Origin of the sequence: Robbsia betulipollinis (assembly GCF_026624755.1) — a bacterium.
Taxonomy (GTDB): Bacteria; Pseudomonadota; Gammaproteobacteria; order Burkholderiales; family Burkholderiaceae; genus Robbsia; species Robbsia betulipollinis.
On the sequence record NZ_JAPMXC010000001.1, the window covers coordinates 2,612,440 to 2,630,684 of the forward strand.

Annotated in this window: 19 protein-coding genes; 11 read left to right on the forward strand and 8 right to left on the reverse strand. The window is 65.6% G+C overall.

All coding sequences use genetic code 11. The features are described 5' to 3' along the window. Positions 1-5: 5 nt before the first annotated feature. On the reverse strand, positions 6-1,199 hold the full coding sequence (locus tag OVY01_RS11460) for an MFS transporter (RefSeq protein WP_267847550.1): 1,194 nt from the start codon (positions 1,197-1,199) through the stop codon (positions 6-8). Between the two features lie 751 nt (positions 1,200-1,950). Beyond that, the gene (locus OVY01_RS11465; RefSeq protein WP_267847551.1) at positions 1,951-2,406 is read right to left on the reverse strand and encodes an acyltransferase family protein; all 456 of its coding nucleotides are present in this window, start codon (positions 2,404-2,406) and stop codon (positions 1,951-1,953) included. A gap of 21 nt (positions 2,407-2,427) precedes the next feature. Here OVY01_RS11465 and OVY01_RS11470 point away from each other — a divergent pair, with 21 nt between their 5' ends. From OVY01_RS11470 to OVY01_RS11480, 3 genes are all read left to right on the forward strand, one after another. Beyond that, positions 2,428-2,622, forward strand: coding sequence for a hypothetical protein (locus tag OVY01_RS11470; RefSeq protein WP_267847552.1), 195 nt, complete (start codon positions 2,428-2,430; stop codon positions 2,620-2,622). Positions 2,623-2,854: 232 nt separating this feature from the next. Next, positions 2,855-4,255 (forward strand): MATE family efflux transporter, encoded by a 1,401-nt coding sequence (locus OVY01_RS11475; protein ID WP_267847553.1) that lies wholly within the window; start codon positions 2,855-2,857, stop codon positions 4,253-4,255. Between the two features lie 180 nt (positions 4,256-4,435). Continuing rightward, complete coding sequence (locus OVY01_RS11480; protein ID WP_267847759.1) at positions 4,436-5,044, forward strand: MlaC/ttg2D family ABC transporter substrate-binding protein; 609 nt, start codon at positions 4,436-4,438, stop codon at positions 5,042-5,044. Between the two features lie 126 nt (positions 5,045-5,170). Here OVY01_RS11480 and OVY01_RS11485 read toward each other — a convergent pair whose 3' ends face one another. Beyond that, positions 5,171-5,737, reverse strand: coding sequence for a hypothetical protein (locus OVY01_RS11485; protein ID WP_267847554.1), 567 nt, complete (start codon positions 5,735-5,737; stop codon positions 5,171-5,173). Between the two features lie 212 nt (positions 5,738-5,949). On the opposite strand from OVY01_RS11485, the gene iscR reads away from it, so the two are divergent. From iscR to iscX, 8 genes are all read left to right on the forward strand, one after another. Then, a complete protein-coding gene (iscR, locus tag OVY01_RS11490) occupies positions 5,950-6,483 on the forward strand; it encodes a Fe-S cluster assembly transcriptional regulator IscR (RefSeq protein ID WP_267847555.1) in 534 nt (177 codons plus the stop codon). A gap of 67 nt (positions 6,484-6,550) precedes the next feature. After that, entirely contained in the window at positions 6,551-7,774 is a 1,224-nt protein-coding gene (locus tag OVY01_RS11495) for an IscS subfamily cysteine desulfurase (RefSeq protein WP_267847556.1), read from the forward strand. Positions 7,775-7,789: 15 nt separating this feature from the next. Beyond that, the gene (gene iscU / locus OVY01_RS11500) at positions 7,790-8,242 is read left to right on the forward strand and encodes a Fe-S cluster assembly scaffold IscU (protein ID WP_267847557.1); all 453 of its coding nucleotides are present in this window, start codon (positions 7,790-7,792) and stop codon (positions 8,240-8,242) included. 124 nt (positions 8,243-8,366) lie between these two features. Then, positions 8,367-8,690, forward strand: a complete 324-nt coding sequence (gene iscA, locus OVY01_RS11505; protein WP_267847558.1) for an iron-sulfur cluster assembly protein IscA — start codon at positions 8,367-8,369, stop codon at positions 8,688-8,690. Between the two features lie 43 nt (positions 8,691-8,733). Then, on the forward strand, positions 8,734-9,276 hold the full coding sequence (gene hscB / locus OVY01_RS11510) for a Fe-S protein assembly co-chaperone HscB (RefSeq protein WP_267847559.1): 543 nt from the start codon (positions 8,734-8,736) through the stop codon (positions 9,274-9,276). 185 nt (positions 9,277-9,461) lie between these two features. After that, positions 9,462-11,330: a Fe-S protein assembly chaperone HscA gene (hscA, locus tag OVY01_RS11515; RefSeq protein ID WP_267847560.1), complete on the forward strand. Its 1,869-nt coding sequence runs from the start codon at positions 9,462-9,464 to the stop codon at positions 11,328-11,330. Positions 11,331-11,406: 76 nt separating this feature from the next. Continuing rightward, positions 11,407-11,748, forward strand: a complete 342-nt coding sequence (gene fdx, locus OVY01_RS11520) for an ISC system 2Fe-2S type ferredoxin (RefSeq protein ID WP_267847561.1) — start codon at positions 11,407-11,409, stop codon at positions 11,746-11,748. Between the two features lie 14 nt (positions 11,749-11,762). Next, a complete protein-coding gene (iscX, locus tag OVY01_RS11525) occupies positions 11,763-11,960 on the forward strand; it encodes a Fe-S cluster assembly protein IscX (protein ID WP_267847562.1) in 198 nt (65 codons plus the stop codon). 67 nt (positions 11,961-12,027) lie between these two features. On the opposite strand, the gene OVY01_RS11530 is transcribed toward iscX, so the two are convergent. Genes OVY01_RS11530 through OVY01_RS11550 form a run of 5 tightly spaced genes read right to left on the reverse strand, consistent with a single transcriptional unit; the run spans position 12,028 to position 18,244 of the window. Beyond that, complete coding sequence (locus OVY01_RS11530; RefSeq protein ID WP_267847563.1) at positions 12,028-13,560, reverse strand: hypothetical protein; 1,533 nt, start codon at positions 13,558-13,560, stop codon at positions 12,028-12,030. A gap of 17 nt (positions 13,561-13,577) precedes the next feature. After that, positions 13,578-14,678 carry a type II secretion system F family protein gene (locus OVY01_RS11535; protein ID WP_267847564.1) on the reverse strand — a complete coding sequence of 367 codons (1,101 nt, stop codon included), beginning with the start codon at positions 14,676-14,678 and terminating at the stop codon, positions 13,578-13,580. Further along, complete coding sequence (locus OVY01_RS11540; RefSeq protein ID WP_267847565.1) at positions 14,672-16,429, reverse strand: GspE/PulE family protein; 1,758 nt, start codon at positions 16,427-16,429, stop codon at positions 14,672-14,674. Before OVY01_RS11540 ends, OVY01_RS11535 begins: the two co-directional genes overlap by 7 nt. A gap of 8 nt (positions 16,430-16,437) precedes the next feature. After that, complete coding sequence (locus OVY01_RS11545) at positions 16,438-16,920, reverse strand: hypothetical protein (RefSeq protein ID WP_267847566.1); 483 nt, start codon at positions 16,918-16,920, stop codon at positions 16,438-16,440. After that, positions 16,910-18,244, reverse strand: a complete 1,335-nt coding sequence (locus OVY01_RS11550) for a hypothetical protein (protein ID WP_267847567.1) — start codon at positions 18,242-18,244, stop codon at positions 16,910-16,912. Before OVY01_RS11550 ends, OVY01_RS11545 begins: the two co-directional genes overlap by 11 nt. Position 18,245 lies beyond the last annotated feature (1 nt).

Here is an 18,245-nt window from a genome sequence, read left to right on the forward strand (position 1 = left end):
AGGCGTTACCGTATGGCGGGCGTGAGCGAGGCGCCGCCGCGCGCGTGATTGGTACCGGCGATCGCGGTGCAGGCCAGACCCACCGCGCAGACGCCGAGCCAGCCTGCGTGCGCCCAGGCGAGCGCGGCAAGCGCCGACCCCAGCGCGCCGCCGAGGAAAGAGCAGACGAAATAGACGGTGTTCAGGCGACTGCGCGCCTCGGGACGCAGCGCGTAGATGCGGGATTGATTCGAGATCTGCGCGGCCTGCACGCCCGCGTCGAGCACGACGACACCGATGCCCAGCCCCAGCAGGCTATGCCCCGAGCAGGCGAAAATCACGAAGGACGACGCCGTCACGGCGATCGCGATCGAAATGATGCGCCGCGGTCCGCGCCGGTCGGCGGATTTGCCGGCGAACGGCGCGATCAGGGCGCCTGCCGCCCCGGCCAGCCCGAACAGCCCGGCGCTCTGTGCGCCCATATGAAACGGCGCACCCGCAAGCAGCAGCGCCAGCAGCGACCAGAACGCACTGAAGGCGGCGAACATCGCCGCACCGGTGATCGACGTATCGCGCAGTACCGGCTCGGTGCGGAACAGGACCCACATCGACGCCAGCAGCGCGGGGTAGCGGGGCGCGTCGGCCGGCTTGCGGTGCGGCAGGCGCGCGGCCACCAGGAACCATAATGCCAGCATGGTGAGCGCGGCCACGATGTAGACCGCCCGCCATCCGGCATGCTCGGCGATGATGCCTGCTGCCGTACGGGCCAGCAGGATGCCGAGCAGCAGGCCGCTCATCACCGTGCCCACCGCCTGCCCCCGATTCTCGGGCGCGGAAATCTCGGCGGCGAACGGCACTGCCTGCTGGGCGATGGTCGACAGCACGCCAACCGGTACCGATAGTGCCGCAACCCACAGCAGGGAAGGCGACCACGCCATTGCCGCCAGCGTCAGCGTGAGCCCGGCGATCAACCAGAGAATGATGGTGCGCCGGGCAATCCGGTCGCCCAGCGGGGCGACGAAGAACATCCCGGTGGCGTAACCCAGCTGGGTCGCGGCCGGCACGATCGCCACCCAGCGTGCGTCGTGCGGGAACGCCGCCCGCAGTACATCGAGCAGCGGCTGGATGTAGTAGATGTTGGCAACGGAGAGGCCGGCGATCGTGGCCAGCAACAGCAGCGTGCCGCGCGAACCGGCGGACGGGGAAGCGGGAGAGGGCATCGGGGCAGGAATGGTGCAGCAATCGGGCGGCGTGCCGGCGGGGACGTCGTCGCCGGTGTCGGCCCGTGGCAGGCAGACGACGTGGCAGCGCGCACCGCGACGGCAAATATAAGGGCGAACGTGGCCTTTACCGCGATAGTATAAGCGGGCTTGGCGTACCGCGTCGCGCCGAGATCAGTGGAGTGAACCGGCCGACGGTGATAGAATCGCCTGCTCCCCTGCCGGGGTGATGAAATTGGTAAACATAGCGGACTTGAGTCATTGAGTGCCCGCCTGGAAACGGGTGGAGTAGAACCCTTCAAATTCGGTGAACCCCCTGACCCGCGCGGTCGAGGCAACGCCGAGCCAAGCCGCGCCGGATTCGCTTCGGGGCGGAAGGTGTAGAGACTAGACGGAGGGCACCTAAGCGCACCGCCCGCGCAGCATCGGCGGCGTGTAGGGTGAAGGCATAGTCCAGCGCACGAACGGGCCATTGGCGGAACGAGAAGGGAGCCGGGACATTTTCCGGCTAGCCGACCCCCCGCTTGGCGCGGCGTCGAAAGACGTAGTGTGACGAAAATCCGCCGCCTTCGGGCTTACCGGTTCAAGTCCGGTCCTCGGCACCAAGAATTCCGTTCGAAGCAAGCCGGCTTCATTTATTTTTGCGAAAATAAAGATCCGCAGTCCGCTGGTTCGCCGTGATTTGGTTCCCGCAGCGCTGGTCGAATCATGGCGACACCAAATCTCTTTATCGTGCCGGTGTCGCCTGCCTTCATTGTGGCTGCCAGATCGATTCCTGAGTCGCAAAACTGGTTGCTCGATGAAGCGCCACGAAAGGTGGGAAACGATAACTGACACGAAAAAATAAATAAGCAGTCCTATAAATCTTGTGATAAAAGAATTGCCGCTGAGATGCAGTGCCGTCGCGAGTTTTCCGCCATCTCCGATGTTCGGAACGAATAACCGGCCAGGACGGCCAAGCTGCCCACAACATCACGCCGAAATTGTTGATCGAGAAAGTAGGGATGAAGATTGCATCCTGTCCCGCGATCGCGAAACCATATTGTTTTGCAATGGCCATCAGCAATCCAACTGCGTAAATCGCAATATGATGCCGCGCAGTGGCGAATAGCAACACGGGAGCGATGATCAGATAAAACTGTTCTTCAATCGATAGCGTCCAAAAATGCGCCATGATGCCTGCATACTCCTGGCGGTAGGCTGTCATGAGATTCGACAGGTAAAGCGCGTGACCGAACAGGACTGGCCGCCCCAGATCGATTCCCTCAATCTTGAATTTGTGCTGGATGAATACCAGGAAAATGGTCAAGCCGCGCAACCCATTGAATCCTGGGATGTTCTTGGACTCTTTGGCAAGTTCGCGGTGAAAGTCAACTCAGTCGATACGAAAGAGCGTCATTTCCGGGTACTGAACCTGGAATAAAAATCGCGAATTTTTACGAAGGTAATGAAAAATTCCTGAATGGCATCGCTGTCGTTCCGAATTATCAGAGGGACGTTTCGAAGCTGACATCGGCTGTGCCGAAAAAAATATGTATCTCGAAAATGCGTCGTGAGAATTCCCGCCTCTGGACGACCCGCAATGACAGATTGCGGCTTGGTGCCACTGCTTGGCCGGTATAATGACGGCCTGCTCCGCGTCTTCAAGCCCCTGAATGCCCTTCATCCCGTTTCCGCCATTCCCGCCCTCCATCCGTCTCGAAGCGCGCCTGCTGCTGCGTCTGGCGGTACCCATCATTGCCGCCCAGCTGTCAGCCACCGGGATGAGCCTGATCGATGTGCTGCTCGCCGGGCATCTTGGCGTCCACGTGCTGGCATCGGTCGCGATGGGCGCGAGCATCTGGTCGCTGGCGCTGGCGACGATCCAGGGCGTGCTGTTGTCGGTTCCCACCGCCGTGGCGCAGCTCAACGGCGCGGGGCAGCGCCGCGAGATCTGGGTGCTATTCCGGCAGGCGCTGTGGCTGGCCGCCGGCATCGGCGTGGGGATGGGACTGGTCGTGGCGATCGGCGGCCCGTACATGCTGGCGACCATGGGCGTGGCGCCCGAATTGGTCGAAGACGGCTCGCGCTTCCTGCGCGCCATCGCGCTGGGTGCCCCCGCGCTGGCGGTGTTGCTGAGCTGCCGGGGGCTCTCCGAAGGGCTGTCGATCGCGCGCCCCTCGTTCTGGTTCGGTCTTCTCGGGCCGCTGCTGCTCGCGCCGGTCGCCTGGTCGCTGATGTACGGCCGTTTCGGCTTTCCCGCACTGGGTGTGCTCGGCAGCGGCATCGCCACGGCGCTGGTGCTCTGGATCCAGGCGCTGGGCTTTCTGTGCTACGTCGCGTTCCATCCCCGCTATCGCGGTTTGGGACAGGAGCGGCCGGGCTATGCGCCGTCGTGGCCCCGCATCGCCGAGTTGCTGCGCGTGGGCATACCGATGGGCATGACGCTGCTGATGGAGGTGGGATTGTTCATCGCCACCGCGCTGGTGATCGGCCGGCTGGGCGACCGGGCGGTCGCCATGCATCAGATCGCGATGAACGTGATCACGATCGCCTTCATGGTGCCGCTGGGATTGTCGATGGCGATCACGGTCCGGGTGGCGGACGCGCGCGGACGGCGCGACGCGGCCGGGGTGCGGCGTGCAGCCTGCGTCGGCATGGGGCTCGCACTCGGCCTGCAGCTCGTGTCGGGAAGTGTGATGCTGCTCCTGCCGGGTGCGATCGTTTCGCTTTATACGGATTCGACGGCGATCGTCGCGGGCGCGACGCTGCTATTGCAACTTGCCGGACTGTTTCAGATCTCGGACGGCCTGCAGGTCGCCGGCAATGGCGCGCTGCGCGGTCTGAAAGACACCCGCATCCCGATGTTCCTGACCCTGTTCGCCTACTGGGGGGTGGGGATGCCGGTAGGGATCTGGCTGTCGATCCATCGTGGCGACGGCGCGCCGGGCATGTGGATCGGTTTGCTGGCGGGGTTGAGCACGGCCGCGATATTGCTCTGGACGCGGTTTTTTCGTCTCACCCGCGGGTGGGATGCATCGGGCGCCTTCGCCGCGCGGCCGTTGTCCGGCAAATGAGGCGGGCATGATAGAGTCTCGGGGCCGGCAGCGGGCTTGCCGGCGCATGGTCGAGCGTGTCTCAACCCGGCGGGAATCGAAAGCGAGGAATGGCTGATGGTGGCGTTGCGGTGTACGAAAGGGTCTTTGCAGCGTCTTTGCGCGGCGACGCTGCTGGCGTCGTCGTTGTATGGGCTGCCGATGCTGGCCACAGGGTCGATCGCGGCGCCGGTCAGCGCAGCGGCCATCGACGAAAGCGCGCCGGACGTGATGATCGGCACGCTCGCCGCCGACATCCTGCAGACCGTCCGGGCCGATCCGCAGGTGAAAGCGGGCGATATGGCGCGGATCACGCAATTGGTGAACGAGAAACTGCTGCCGCACACGGACTTTCGCCGCACCACGCGGCTTGCGCTGGGGCGTTTCTGGAATCAGGCGACGCCTGCGCAGCAGGATCAGCTGGTCAAGCAGTTCGAGATGTTGCTGATTCATACCTATGCCGGCGCGACGGCCAAGGTGGGCGACCAGACCGTCCGGGTCAAGCCGCTGCGCGCCACGCCGGATCAATCCGACGTCGTGGTGCATACCGAGGTCATGAGTCAGGGCCGCGCCTATCCCGTCGATTACCGGCTCGAAAAGACGCCCGAGGGCTGGAAGATCTACGATGTCAACGTGCTGGGCGCCTGGCTGATTCAGGCCTATCGGCAGCAGTTCGCCGCGCAGGTGCAGCAGTCGGGCGTGGCCGGATTGCTGACGTTCCTCACGCAGCGCAACGAGCAGCTCGCCGCTGCCCAGCAATCGGCACGGTAAATCGCCGGAAGCGGGCAGCGGGCAGCGGGGCTGCAGCCTGACGACCCGGCCGATTTCTGCGCTTTCCAGCGTGAGGCCTCCCATGTGCGGCGTGATGCGCGGACCGACGAAAGCGCATCGAATCCGCTAGCCGCCTTCGCCGGCCCCCCGGGCGCCGCCCGTTGGTGCAGCCCGGCCTGGCGCGGCGTGGCCGCCCGAGCCGCCATTCCAGCGTCCTTCACCCCCTCCCGAGCGCACACCGCCATCGCCGGGCCGGGCACCGGTGGCGAGCCCGGAACGCGCCGGCTGGCTTCCCTGTGCCGCCTGTCCCGGGCCCCCTTGCTGGGTACGACCCGGTTCGCCATCCCGTCCGGGGCCGGGTTGACCGCGGCCGTCCTGAGCGCCACCGCGCGGCCCGAAGCGCGGGCCCTCGCCATGGTCGGGCGGCGGGCCGCGCCAGCGGGGACCTGCGTCGTAGTAATACGCCGCACCGCCCTCGACGGCGCCGTAATACGGCGCGGGTGCGTAATATGCCGGCCCTGTCTCGATATAGGCCGGCTGTCCGGAATAGCCGGCATACCCGCCATACGGCGGGACGACGCAGGCGGCGAGCGCGAGACAGGCGCCAGCCGTCGCGAGGCGTGCGAGGGTGCGTCGCAGAGCGGGGACGCCGCTCCGGAGCAGGGTGGTCACAGGGCGCATTCGGGTCGTCATGATGGGCGGTTCAGCCTGAGTGAGGGTCTGCGGACAGCGCATGCCCGCCACTTTACAAGTATTACGACGCTTGCGTCTTTCTTGCATCGCCTTTCCGCTCCGTATCCGATACCCATCGTGGCGGAGCGGGGTAATACTTGACTAATTCACTAGGAGATTTATACTTGACTAAACTTGTCGAGAATTCTCCACCATCTGATTGAGGCTCCCTGATGAGACTCACCACGAAAGGTCGTTTTGCCGTCACCGCGATGATCGATCTGGCGCTGCGCCAGAATCAGGGTCCGGTGACCCTCGCCGGCATCAGCCAGCGGCAGCATATTTCCCTGTCGTATCTGGAGCAGCTGTTCGGCAAACTCCGGCGGCACGAGATCGTCGAGAGCGTGCGCGGCCCCGGCGGCGGGTACAATCTGGCGCGCGCCGCGGACGCCGTGACGGTCGCCGACATCATCATCGCCGTCGACGAGCCGATCGATGCCACCCAGTGCGGCGGCAAGGGCGAATGCGAGGGTGCGAAGAAGCTCGACGGGCACTGCATGACCCACGAACTCTGGTCGACGCTGAACCGCAAAATGGTCGAGTACCTGGATTCCGTTTCTCTTCAGGACCTCGTCGATCAGCAGGGCGGCCAGCCGCATGCCACGGCGGTCGTGCGCGATCGCCGGCAGGCGGCGCCCGTGATCGAACCGCCGGCGCGGGTGACGCCCCGGGGACCGAATTCAGTATTCAATCTGGCCCGGTCCTGAGCGTTTCGCCGGACCCGGCCGGGGTTAAAGAAGCAGTACGTTTGGCAGCACGCTTACGGAGCACATAATGAATAACGATAGTCCCCATTTGCCGATTTACATGGATTACAGCGCGACGACGCCCGTCGATCCGCGCGTGGTCGACAAGATGATTCCGTTTCTGCGCGAGCAGTTCGGCAACCCCGCGTCGCGCAGCCACCCGTACGGGTGGGACGCCGAGCGCGCGGTCGAGGAAGCGCGCGGGGAAGTGGCGGCGCTGGTGAACGCGGATCCGCGCGAGATCATCTGGACGTCCGGCGCGACCGAGTCGAACAACCTCGCGATCAAGGGTGCCGCACACTTTTACGCGAGCAAGGGCAAACACATCATCACCGTCAAGACCGAACACAAGGCGGTGCTCGACACGGTGCGCGAGCTTGAGCGCGAAGGCTTCGAAGCGACCTATCTGGACGTGCGTGACGATGGCCTGCTCGATATCGAGGTCCTGAAGGCGGCGCTGCGCCCCGACACGATCCTGGTGTCGGTGATGTACGTCAACAACGAGATCGGCGTGATCCAGGACATCGCCGGCATCGGCGAGCTGTTGCGCGAGAAGGGCATCATCTTCCACGTGGACGCCGCACAGGCAACGGGCAAGGTCGTGATCGACCTCGCCACGCTGAAAGTGGACCTGATGTCGTTCTCCGCCCACAAGACCTATGGGCCGAAGGGTATCGGCGCGCTCTTCGTGCGCCGCAAGCCGCGTGTGCGCATCCAGGCGGAAATGCATGGGGGAGGGCACGAACGCGGTATGCGTTCGGGCACGCTGGCGCCGCATCAGATCGTCGGCATGGGCGAGGCGTTCCGCCTGGCGCGCGTGGAGATGGCCGCCGAGAACGAGCGGATCCGCGCGCTGCGGGACCGGCTGCTGACGGGCCTGAAGGGTATGGAAGAAATTTACGTGAATGGCGACCTGACGCACCGGGTCGCGCACAATCTGAACATCAGTTTCAATTTCGTCGAAGGCGAGTCGATGATCATGGCCGTGAAGGACGTGGCCGTGTCGTCCGGATCTGCCTGCACGTCGGCGTCGCTCGAGCCGTCGTACGTACTGCGCGCCCTGGGCCGCAACGACGAACTCGCGCACAGCTCGATCCGCTTCACCATCGGCCGCTTCACCACCGAGGCCGAGGTGGATTACGTCATCGAGTTGATGAAGAGCAAGATTTCCAAGCTTCGCGACCTCTCGCCCCTGTGGGAAATGTACAAGGACGGGATCGACATCAATTCGATCCAGTGGGCCGCTCACTGATTCTGGAGAAGCACTATGGCATACAGCGAAAAAGTACTCGATCATTATGAAAACCCCCGCAACGTCGGCTCCTTCGACAAGGGCGACGACAGCGTGGGTACCGGCATGGTCGGCGCGCCGGCGTGCGGCGACGTCATGAAGCTGCAGATCCGCGTGGGCGCGGACGGCATCATCGAGGACGCGAAGTTCAAGACCTATGGCTGCGGCTCGGCGATCGCGTCGAGTTCGCTGATCACCGAATGGGTGAAGGGCAAGACGCTCGACGAAGCGGCATCGATCAAGAATTCGCAGATCGCCGAGGAGCTCGCGCTGCCGCCGGTGAAGATCCATTGCTCGATCCTCGCCGAAGATGCGATCAAGGCCGCGATCGCCGATTATCGTCAGCGTCACGGCGCATCGACCGATCTGGCCGGCAACGCGATTGGCGACAGCACCGCCGCCCACGAAGGCGCGGCGCGCGCGGCCTGACGCGCCGCGTACGGCGAGAACGCAGCGGTATCGCTGCGGGTATACAGCATGACCGCGGGAGATTCGGCCTCCCGCGGCGACGACGGACCACAGGAGCGCCTCGCAGCGGGGCGTGACGAGAGAAATGGCGATTACTTTGACTGAGAAGGCGGCGCAGCACGTCGCAAAATTCCTCGTGCGGCGGGGCAAGGGCATGGGTCTGCGCCTGGGCGTGCGCACGACCGGCTGTTCGGGCCTGGCGTACAAGCTCGAATACGTCGATGCGCTGGCTGCCGAGGACCAGGTTTTCGAAAGCCATGGGGTCAAGGTGATCGTCGATCCGAAAAGCCTTGCCTATATCGACGGCACGGAACTCGACTTCGCGCGCGAAGGCCTGAACGAAGGCTTCAAGTTCAACAATCCGAACGTCAAGGACGAGTGCGGATGCGGTGAATCCTTCCGCATCTGACCTTTCCTGACGGACGGTTACTCGCTTCGACGGAACGATCCCGATGCCGATCTCCACCCTTACTGCCGACGCGACGCATTTTGCGCTGTTCGACCTGCCGGCGCGTTTCGCGCTCGACCAGGTCGCGCTGGATGGCGCCTATCGCACGGTTCAGGCACAGGTGCATCCGGACCGGTTCGCAGGCGGCGACGATGCGCAAAAACGCGTCGCCATGCAATGGGCGACGCGCGCCAACGAGGCGTACCAGGTTCTGCGCGATCCGCTGAAACGGGCGATCTACCTGCTGCAACTGCGCGGCATCGACGTGCAGGCGGAGCAGAACACGGCGATCGCGCCGGATTTTCTCATGCAGCAGATCGAATGGCGCGAAGCGATCGACGACGGCGCCGCGGCGCGCAATGTCGCGGCGCTGGACGCCGTGCTGAGCGAACTGCGCGATGCCGCGCGCATCCGTTTCGACAAGCTCGCCGGCTGGCTCGATGGCGGGGCCGATCAGCCCGCCGCCGAAACCGCGCGCGAGCTGTTGTTCATACAGCGCGTCGCCGAGGCCGCGGGCAGGCAGATCGAGCGTCTCGAAGACGCATGAGCGGCACGGCGGTAACCGCAGGCGCACGCCGCGTGGGCGCTGCGGTGCCGGCCGACGCGCCGCGGATCCTGGCCAATGCACCGGCGCCGTGCGGAACCGACGCGCCGAAGCCGCGATACCCCGCCGTTCCGCTCCCGGCTGCATGACGCGGCCCTGCGCCATTCACTCCCCCTTAAAACGACAAGATGGCCTTACTTCAGATATCCGAACCGGGCATGGCGCCCGCCCCGCATCAGCGTCGCGTCGCCGTGGGCATCGATCTCGGTACCACGAATTCCCTGGTCGCGGCGGTACGTAACGGCATCGCCGATGTCCTGCCGGACGAAGCGGGGCAGGTGCTCCTGCCATCCGTCGTGCGTTACCTGCCGGATGGCGAACGCCGCGTGGGCCGCGCCGCGAAGCAACAGGCCGCGATCGACCCCCGCAACACCATCGTGTCCGTCAAGCGCTTCATGGGACGGGGCCTCGCCGATGCACAGCGCAGCCAGGCTCCGTACGCCTTCGTCGACGCACCGGGCATGGTCAAGATCGACACGGTGCAGGGCGTGAAGAGTCCGGTCGAAGTCTCGGCCGACATCCTCGCCGTGCTGCGCGCGCGCGCCGAAGCGACGCTGGCCGAGTCCCTCGTGGGCGCCGTGATTACCGTTCCCGCATATTTCGACGAGGCGCAGCGTCAGGCCACCAAGGACGCCGCGCAACTGGCCGGCCTCGAGGTGCTGCGCCTGCTGAACGAGCCGACCGCCGCGGCGATCGCCTACGGTCTCGACAATGGTGCGGAAGGGACGTACGCGGTCTACGACCTCGGCGGCGGTACGTTCGACCTGTCGATCCTGCGATTGACGCAGGGCGTTTTCGAAGTGCTCGCGACGGGCGGCGACACGGAACTGGGCGGCGACGACTTCGATCAGGCCGTGCTGGCGCAATTGCTGCACGCGGCCGGGGTGAACGGCACGCTGCCCGCCGAGGACACGCGGTTGCTGCTCGATCGCGTCCGGGTCGCCAAGGAGGCATTGTCGGGGGCCGATAACGCCCGCGTCGATGCGACGCTATCGAGCGGACAGGTGATCCAGTTTACTTTTTCCGAAACCGATTTCGCGCAATGGGTCGAACCGCTGGTGAAGCGCACGCTCGCTCCCACGCGCCGCGCGCTGCGCGATGCCTCGCTGGCGCCGGCCGACGTCAAGGGCGTCGTGCTGGTGGGCGGAGCGACGCGCATGCGCTGCGTGCGCCGTGCGGTCGAGGTCTTCTTCGGCCAGCCGCCGCTCACCGACATCGATCCGGACCAGGTGGTCGCCGTCGGCGCGGCGATCCAGGCCGATCTGCTGGCGGGCAACCGCGGCGCGGACGGCGACGACTGGCTGCTGCTCGATGTCATTCCGCTGTCCCTCGGCGTCGAAACGATGGGCGGACTGGTCGAGAAGATCATCCCGCGCAATTCGACCATTCCCGTCGCGCGGGCACAGGAATTCACGACCTTCAAGGATGGCCAGACGGCGATGGCGATCCACGTCATGCAGGGCGAGCGCGAACTGGTCACCGACTGCCGTTCGCTGGCGCGCTTCGAGCTGCGCGGTATTCCGCCGATGACCGCGGGCGCCGCGCGCATCCGCGTGACGTATCAGGTGGATGCGGACGGCCTGCTGTCGGTGTCCGCGCGCGAAACGCTCTCGGGCGTCGAATCGTCGGTAGTCGTCAAGCCTTCGTATGGGCTGGGCGACGAGGACATCACGCGGATGCTCGAGGACAGTTTCCGCAGTGCCTCCGACGATATGAAGGCACGTGCGCTGCGCGAACAGCAGGTCGATGCCGGACGGCTGCTCGATGCCACGGCGTCCGCGCTGGCACTGGACGGCGAGCTGCTCGACGCCGAGGAGCGGCAGGCGGTGGACCGGGCGGTCATCGCGCTTCGCGCGGTTGCCGCGGGCGAGGACGCCGATGCGATCGAGGCCGCCATCAAGGACATGGCCGCCGTCACCGACGAGTTCGCCGCGCGGCGGATGAACAAGAGCATCCGCGCGGCGCTTGCCGGGCGCAACATCCGCGAGATCGACTAGAGGCTGCGTCATACTCTTTGAGGCGTTCCGGCCCGGGGGCCGGAAACGTCAGGACCGTTTGAACAGGAAGAATGCCATGTCCCAAATCGTAGTGCTGCCGCATGCGCAGCTGTGCCCGCAGGGCGCGGTGATCGACGCCGATACCGCCAAGACCATCTGCGACAATCTGCTCGACCACGGTATCGAGATCGACCACGCGTGCGAGAAGTCGTGCGCGTGCACGACCTGTCACGTCGTGATCCGTGAGGGTTTCGATGCATTGACGCCGGCCGAGGATGACGAGGAAGATCTGCTGGACAAGGCCTGGGGACTGGAGCCGGCGTCGCGGCTGTCGTGCCAGGCGTTCGTGCCGGCCGATACGGATCTCGTCGTCGAGATTCCGCGCTACACGATCAACCACGCGAAAGAAGAACACTGAACGGAGTCCGGATCATGAAATGGAACGACACCAACGACATCGCGATCTCCCTGTCGGAGGCGCATCCCGACGTCAATCCCCAGCAAGTGCGGTTTACCGATCTGCACAAATGGGTGGTGGCGCTGGAAGGGTTCGACGATGCGCCGGATCGCTCGAACGAGAAGATCCTGGAAGCGATTCAATCGGCGTGGATCGAGGAAGCGGATTATTGAACGTGGCCGGTGCGGCGAGAGTGCGGAGCGAGAAGGCGCCGGACTCGCAGTTGCATGATGGGACATCTCAATCGAATATGCGTCTTTCACATTTGACGTAGGCCGTGCCCCACATCTCCCTTACGTAGGCATACGGCGCCTGCCCGCGCACCGACCAGCGTTTGCGGAAGGTACCCTGGGTGTAACGCAGACTGGCATCGAAGAGATCGTCGACATAATCGATCGCGCAGCTGTCCCATTCGTCCTCGATCGATGCGGAAGAGTAGTTGTATTGCAGTGGATAGCGCGGTCCAACCCTGACGCTCAGGCTTCGTTGCTCGAGTCGGCCTTCCTCCCGCCGCTGTATGATCCGCACTTCGCTGGCGACGGTCCGGGCGTCGGCGCCGATCTCCGTCCATTGTCCGGCCCGGCACTGCAGCAGGATGGGGCCGGCTCCCGAGGAAAATGCGCCATCCGGCGCGCACCGTTGTCCTTTTTTCTTCGTTCCCAGAACCAGGCTTCCCGCGGTGGAAAGATCGCCGCCGGAGGCGATGTCGCCCGCGGCGCGCACGGTGCCGTCCGTCTTTATGCTGCCGCCTTCGAGCCAGCCTTTGGCGAGGATCGTGTCTTTCACGGACAGGCTTTGGGCGCCGATGCTTCCCGCCGAATCGATCGCCGCGCCCCCAAGGTTGATTCTCCCCGACGCAAGGGTGATGGCGGATCCTCCCTCGCCGTGTGCCGAAGATCCCACCACGATTTCCTCGACCGCGAGCGTGCGAACGTTGTCCACATCGTTCCCGGCCATATCGATCGATCCGCTGAGTTCGCCACCCGTGGTGCGCAGGAAGGGGAGGTGATCGACGCGGCGCAGGTTGTCGATCAGCAGGATGCCGGCGGGGTGGCTTTCGGCGGGGTTGTCGTAGTGTGGAGGGCGTTCCCTGTCGTTTTGCGGTGCGGCGAACGTAATGCGCTGCGGCGACGAGGGCAGGGACATGCCGCCACCGGGACCAAGCTGACGCAGGGCGGCATTCAGCTTGATGTCATCGATCGCCTTGCCGTTTTCGCTGCGCCGGACAGGCTTGTCGATATACAGGGTGCTGTCGATCGCGCAACGTCCGGGTCGGGTCGCGTCGCACAGCGGGCCGCCCACATCGAAATGAACGACATAGCGATGGTCCGGCAGCGGCGGTGCGACGCCGACGCCACGTGCCGAGACACTGAAAAAGAGGTCGTGCAGCGCGCCGTCTCGGAGTTGCAGGCGGTACGGCGTCCGCGTGCGGGGCGGCGTGAGAAGCCGGGTTTCATTCAGCAGCCGTGCCGCGGCGCGATCTTGCTCCGTTTTCATCGCTTCGGGCGAGGAGAAGGGGGTTTCGCCAAACGCGCGCCGTTTGATCGCTTCGGGATACCGGCGCGTGAAATCGATCACCGCACTGTTCACGCGCGCCATTTCCTGGCCGATCAGTTCCCCCTGTCGCACCCGCATGTCGTGCAACATCCGCGTTGCGATCGTCCCCATCAGGATGCTCAGCACGGCCGCGGCAACCACCGCGCCGATCAGACCGAATCCGCGCTGCGTGCGCCGCGAGGCCGCATCGGCAGGACGATGGGAAGGGCTACGCATGCCGGGCGAGGGCTTCTTCACATCAAAGCCTGCATGCGGTTCGACGCTTCCTGACCGATCTGCAGCATCCCCATCACCGTAAACAGGATGAATCCCCCGACGCCCACCAGCAGGACGTTGCGCAATACCACCGACCGCCGCGAGAGGGTCTCCGCCAGTTCCTCGATCGTCGTCATGCCGATCTTGCGCAGACCTTGCTCGAAATTGCTGCGTTCCGCGTATTCGATGACACGGTCGAAAATCTCGTCGGAGAACAGGCCCGTGTCCATCGCCAGCAGCATGCTGCGGCTGCTGCGCAGCGACAGCCGCATGCGCGCGAGATGCTGCCGCAGCCAGGGCGACGCATTGGCGGAAAGCAGGGCGACGGCGTCGTAGGTCGAGGTATTGGCCGCGGTCAGCGCGGCGAGCGAGACCAGGAATTCGCTTGAACGCAAATCCCGATAGATCGAGTACGGCGGGAAGCGGTCGAGTTTCGCGCGCAGCCGCCCGGTCCAGCGCGGCAGCGAATGGAAGAACGCCAGCGCGAGCAGCGCCGGCGCGCCATAGACCACTGTCCAGTAGCGCGCGACGAAAAGCGAGACGTCATGCAGCGCGCGCCCGACCGGCGGCATGTGCTCCACGGCGATGATCTGCACCATGATCGGCATCATGCCGAGCGCCACGCCGATCTGCACGCCCATCATCAGCACGAACAGAAACACCGGCAGCGCCACCGCGAGCATGACGGCCGTGCGGTTCCGCGCGCGGATCGCGATGACCTTCGCGAGGAAGCGCAAGGCCGCGGGAAGGTCCGCCTTTTCGCCGGCAGCCACGATCATCAGATCGTCATCCGGGACGGTTCCATGCCATGCCTTGCGCAAACTTCCGGCACCGGTCCGGTCGCGCCACAGCGCATAGAGCGGTGCCATCGGATCCTTGCGTTGCACGGCGCGGGCATGCTTGCGGGAAAACAGATCGAAGGGGTTGGCGCCGTCTTCGAGCGCGTCGGCGAAGTCGCCATAGAATTTGGCGCGGCGTTTGTGAAAGCGCCGAACCGCCGCACGCAAACCTCGGTACGCCGCGCCGCGCGGCAGCACGGCGGCGCGCGCGCGGATGGCGCGTAGCCGCTGCATCAGCATGACGCACCTCGCGGCGCGGCGGCAGGACGCGCCACGCGCCGTTCCTCCATCAGTTTGCGCAATGGATAGAATGCCGCTTCGACGTCACACGGATCCACCCGCCCGATCGACATCTTGTACAGCGCATGTTCCATCGCGGTTTTACCGCTCATTCGCGCACTGTCCAGGCAGGCGTCGGACAGCATGCGCCAACGGTTTTCAAGATCCCAGAAGCGTCGCTCCGCGATCAGCGGCAGCATCGCCTCGTCGATCTCGCAGACCTCCGCGGCGACGGTCTGGCGCCGCGTGCCCAGGTACTTGCAGTAAGAACAGCCCGGCCCGGCGACCTGCACGCTCTGCAACGCGAACCCGAGCTCGCACAGGATCGCGCAACGCGCGTCGTCGAGGTGGCTGCGCGCCGGACGGCGACACCGATCGCACAATTCCGGCAGCAGTTTCTGATACACGAGCGCGACCAGGAAGCGGGGCGCCGCGATCGCATGCAGGGGCATGCCGAGCTCCTCGCTGGTCAGGCGTTGCAGGATGCCGAAGCAACTCGATGCATGCACGGTGGACAGCACCTGATGGCCGGTTTCGGTCATCGCTTTCGCGAAACCACAGGTCTCGCGGTCACGGATTTCCCCCGGCATGATCTTGTCCGGGTCGCCTCGCAGGACGACGCGCGCCGCCGCGCCGAACGCGGATTCGCCGCCGGCCTCGGCACGGCGCTGGATGGGGATCTGCGTCACGTGCGGCTGGATGTATTCGACCGGATCCTCGATCGAATAGAATTTCTTGCCCGCCGCGCGTTCATAGCCCATCAGTGTGCGCAGGGTCGTCGACTTGCCCGAGCCGGTTTCCCCGGCGATGATCAACAGGCCCGGCGAGCGCAGCACGGCGTTTTCGAGGATGGTGATCTGGTCCGGGGCGTAGCCCAGATCCGCGAGTGTCATCACATCGGTGTCTCGCGCTTCGTTGAGCAGGATCCGCAACACCACGTCGAGGCCGCGATTCTCCCGCACGCTTTGAAAACGCAGCTGATACCGGCGGCCCCGGATCGTCACGGGCACGGAACAGCTCTGGTGCTGATGCTCGTCGAAGTGGTTGTGGCTGCGGCTGCTGAAATCGGCGCGCGAGTTGTAGGCGGCGGTCACCGCGTCGAGCATCGCGACGTGATCCGATAACAGCGGCGACGTCTCGCGGCCGCTGCGCATCTTGCCATGCACGCGAAAGCGTACGGCGACGTCCTTGCCCTCGCGAAATTCGAGATGGATGTCGGAGGCGTCGAGTTCCAGTGCGGTCTCGAGCAGCAGGTTGAAATTGCGGTGCGCGCCGGTGCGCTGCTCGATCACCCTGGCGGCCACCGCCGTATCCTGCTGCAGCCGGGAATGGGCGAGGAGCAGCGTTTCCATGTCGCCGATGTAGAGGCCTTCGCGTCGCAGCTTGCGACTGGAACGCAGCGCGCTGTCGAACCGTTCGAGCAGGTCCGATGGCCCGATGCGCTGGAACGCCTGTTCGTCGATCAGCAGTAGATAGCGCATCGTGGCGCGCGACACGAGCACCAGCGATTGATCTTCGTACCCTGGGAGGACGAGGTCGACCTCCAGCCGCCAATGGTGCTTGCGCAGTGTCTCCACCGACAACTGCCTGATCGGCAGCGCCGCCGTCGTGGGCACCGCGGTGGACATCGCGTCGGCGCGCGTGGTCCCGTGCGGCCGCGCCGTCCTTCCGGGACGGCAACGCGTCAGGAAAGAGCGGAGGGACGTGCGCATGGGATGCGTCACCGGGTTTGCGCGCGATCGGTCGATGCCGTCGCCTGATGCGACGTCGCCTCGCTGGCAAGCAACAATTTCTCGCGCCGTCCGTCCTTGTCGATCTCCACGGCGTCGCTATCGATCGCGCGAACCGTCCAGCCCTTGACGATGTCGCCGCGTCGCACGTCCTTGCCGTAGCGTCCGTCGACCAGCAGATAGGCGCTACGGGCCTTGCCTTCTGCCTGTGTGAACATCAGTTCGAGTCCGCTGCCGGGTGACGCCGCCCCGCGCGGATGGTCCTCCAGCTGGCGCCGCGCGAACGCGTCGACGCTCTCGCTCGCCGCTACCGCTTCCTGCGCGTCGGTCGCGCCTGCGTCGGCGGGCGATGCATCGGCGGGCGATGCATCGGCGGGCGATGCGCCGGCGCACGGCGCGAAACCTATCGCCAGCGCGAACGGCAGCGCGAACCGCATCGCGCGCAGCGTGGCGTGAGCGGTCTTATTCGACATAGAAGTCTCCTGCGGCGCGAAACCGCGGTGGCGTGGGATCGGTTTCGATCGTCATTTCGCGCACGCTCATATTTCCCGTCCTGCCGAGCAGGCCCGGCACCGAGTCGATGAAGGCGAGATGCCCCGACACCGCCCACTCGCCCTTGGCGGGAACCGGCACCGATGCGGGCAGGGCGACGTCGGATGGCATCGCCACGATCGGGCTCGTCGGTCCCAGTTCCATCGCGAGGCCGGCGTCGCGCAACCGTTGCGCGCGGGAATTGGCGATGCGATAAAAGTCCTCGCGCTTTTGCAGCGCGAGTGAAGCCGGTGCGGCGGCCGATGTGTCGTCATGCCATGCGATGTGCTCGGCTGCGCGATCGAAATCGTCCTCGCACGGCTGCGCCGCCGGGCGGACGTCGAGCAGATCCTCCAGCGTCCCGCCCGGATGCCGTCGCCACAGGATCGAACAGGTGTCATCCACGCACCGCATCTCGGCCAGGCGCCACCGTGCCGCGTCGATCGGCAGGTCGCGCAGCAGCGCGACCATGCGCGCGGCATGTGCCCGACCCGGCGCCTTGCGTGCCTGTGCCATCGCATGCGCGACACGCTGCCGATGCAGCGCGACGGCATCGGTTGGCAGCGCGGCCCGCGGCGCCGCGGGAGACGGGGGCCGGCGCCATAACCGCGTGGCGATGCCGGCGCTCACCCCGACGAGCGCGAGCGCGAGTACGCCGCCGCCGGCGGCCAGTACCTGCGTGCGCCGCGCGCGCAGCGTGACGGTGCGGCGGGCGAAACGTGTGTGCTGCCGAACGATGCGATACCTGTTCCGTTCCGTGTCGGACAGCGTCGCGCCGCTTGGTAGCGGCATCGGTTCGGCGACCGTTCCCGGAACCGAATGGGTGCCGCAAAGCCGGCAGTCGTCGTCGAGCGTCTCGATGAAGCGTTCGGCTTCGCGCAGCGCGCCCGGCAAGGGCAGAACCCGATCGATCTCGGGACGTCCGGCCTTCACGGCGATGAGGAGGGTATCGTTTTCCCGCGCGTCCAGCGCGTGCAGGAAGACCAGCGGGCGCCCCGCGCTGCGGCCGGCGAGAATGCCCGCGAGCGCGTAGATCGCGGACGTCTCGGGATCGGCGCGTGCATCCTCGCGGCCCACGAGCCCCGCGGTTCGCAATCCGAGATCGTCGGTGATCACGACCACGCGATCCGCGTCGCGCCGCGCGCACAGGTCGCCGATCTCGCGCGCTTCCTTGTCGACGCCCAGCAGGTTTTCCCAGGTCAGTTCGACCATCAGGTCCCCACCGATGCCGCCGATGTCACCGATGTCGCTGACGTAACGGGCCATG

Excerpts from the sequence above, each read along its gene's own strand:
- OVY01_RS11545 (WP_267847566.1), bottom strand. The coding sequence starts at position 16,920 with ATGTCGAATAAGACCGCTCACGCCACGCTGCGCGCGATGCGGTTCGCG.
- OVY01_RS11480 (WP_267847759.1), top strand. The coding sequence starts at position 4,436 with ATGCTGGCCACAGGGTCGATCGCGGCGCCGGTCAGCGCAGCGGCCATC.
- OVY01_RS11485 (WP_267847554.1), bottom strand. The coding sequence starts at position 5,737 with ATGACGACCCGAATGCGCCCTGTGACCACCCTGCTCCGGAGCGGCGTC.
- fdx (WP_267847561.1), top strand. The coding sequence starts at position 11,407 with ATGTCCCAAATCGTAGTGCTGCCGCATGCGCAGCTGTGCCCGCAGGGC.
- hscA (WP_267847560.1), top strand. The coding sequence starts at position 9,462 with ATGGCCTTACTTCAGATATCCGAACCGGGCATGGCGCCCGCCCCGCAT.
- OVY01_RS11530 (WP_267847563.1), bottom strand. The coding sequence starts at position 13,560 with ATGCGTAGCCCTTCCCATCGTCCTGCCGATGCGGCCTCGCGGCGCACG.
- OVY01_RS11550 (WP_267847567.1), bottom strand. The coding sequence starts at position 18,244 with ATGGCCCGTTACGTCAGCGACATCGGTGACATCGGCGGCATCGGTGGG.
- hscB (WP_267847559.1), top strand. The coding sequence starts at position 8,734 with ATGCCGATCTCCACCCTTACTGCCGACGCGACGCATTTTGCGCTGTTC.
- OVY01_RS11495 (WP_267847556.1), top strand. The coding sequence starts at position 6,551 with ATGAATAACGATAGTCCCCATTTGCCGATTTACATGGATTACAGCGCG.
- OVY01_RS11460 (WP_267847550.1), bottom strand. The coding sequence starts at position 1,199 with ATGCCCTCTCCCGCTTCCCCGTCCGCCGGTTCGCGCGGCACGCTGCTG.
- iscA (WP_267847558.1), top strand. The coding sequence starts at position 8,367 with ATGGCGATTACTTTGACTGAGAAGGCGGCGCAGCACGTCGCAAAATTC.
- OVY01_RS11535 (WP_267847564.1), bottom strand. The coding sequence starts at position 14,678 with ATGCTGATGCAGCGGCTACGCGCCATCCGCGCGCGCGCCGCCGTGCTG.
- OVY01_RS11540 (WP_267847565.1), bottom strand. The coding sequence starts at position 16,429 with ATGCGCACGTCCCTCCGCTCTTTCCTGACGCGTTGCCGTCCCGGAAGG.
- iscR (WP_267847555.1), top strand. The coding sequence starts at position 5,950 with ATGAGACTCACCACGAAAGGTCGTTTTGCCGTCACCGCGATGATCGAT.
- iscX (WP_267847562.1), top strand. The coding sequence starts at position 11,763 with ATGAAATGGAACGACACCAACGACATCGCGATCTCCCTGTCGGAGGCG.
- iscU (WP_267847557.1), top strand. The coding sequence starts at position 7,790 with ATGGCATACAGCGAAAAAGTACTCGATCATTATGAAAACCCCCGCAAC.
- OVY01_RS11475 (WP_267847553.1), top strand. The coding sequence starts at position 2,855 with ATGCCCTTCATCCCGTTTCCGCCATTCCCGCCCTCCATCCGTCTCGAA.
- OVY01_RS11465 (WP_267847551.1), bottom strand. The coding sequence starts at position 2,406 with ATGACAGCCTACCGCCAGGAGTATGCAGGCATCATGGCGCATTTTTGG.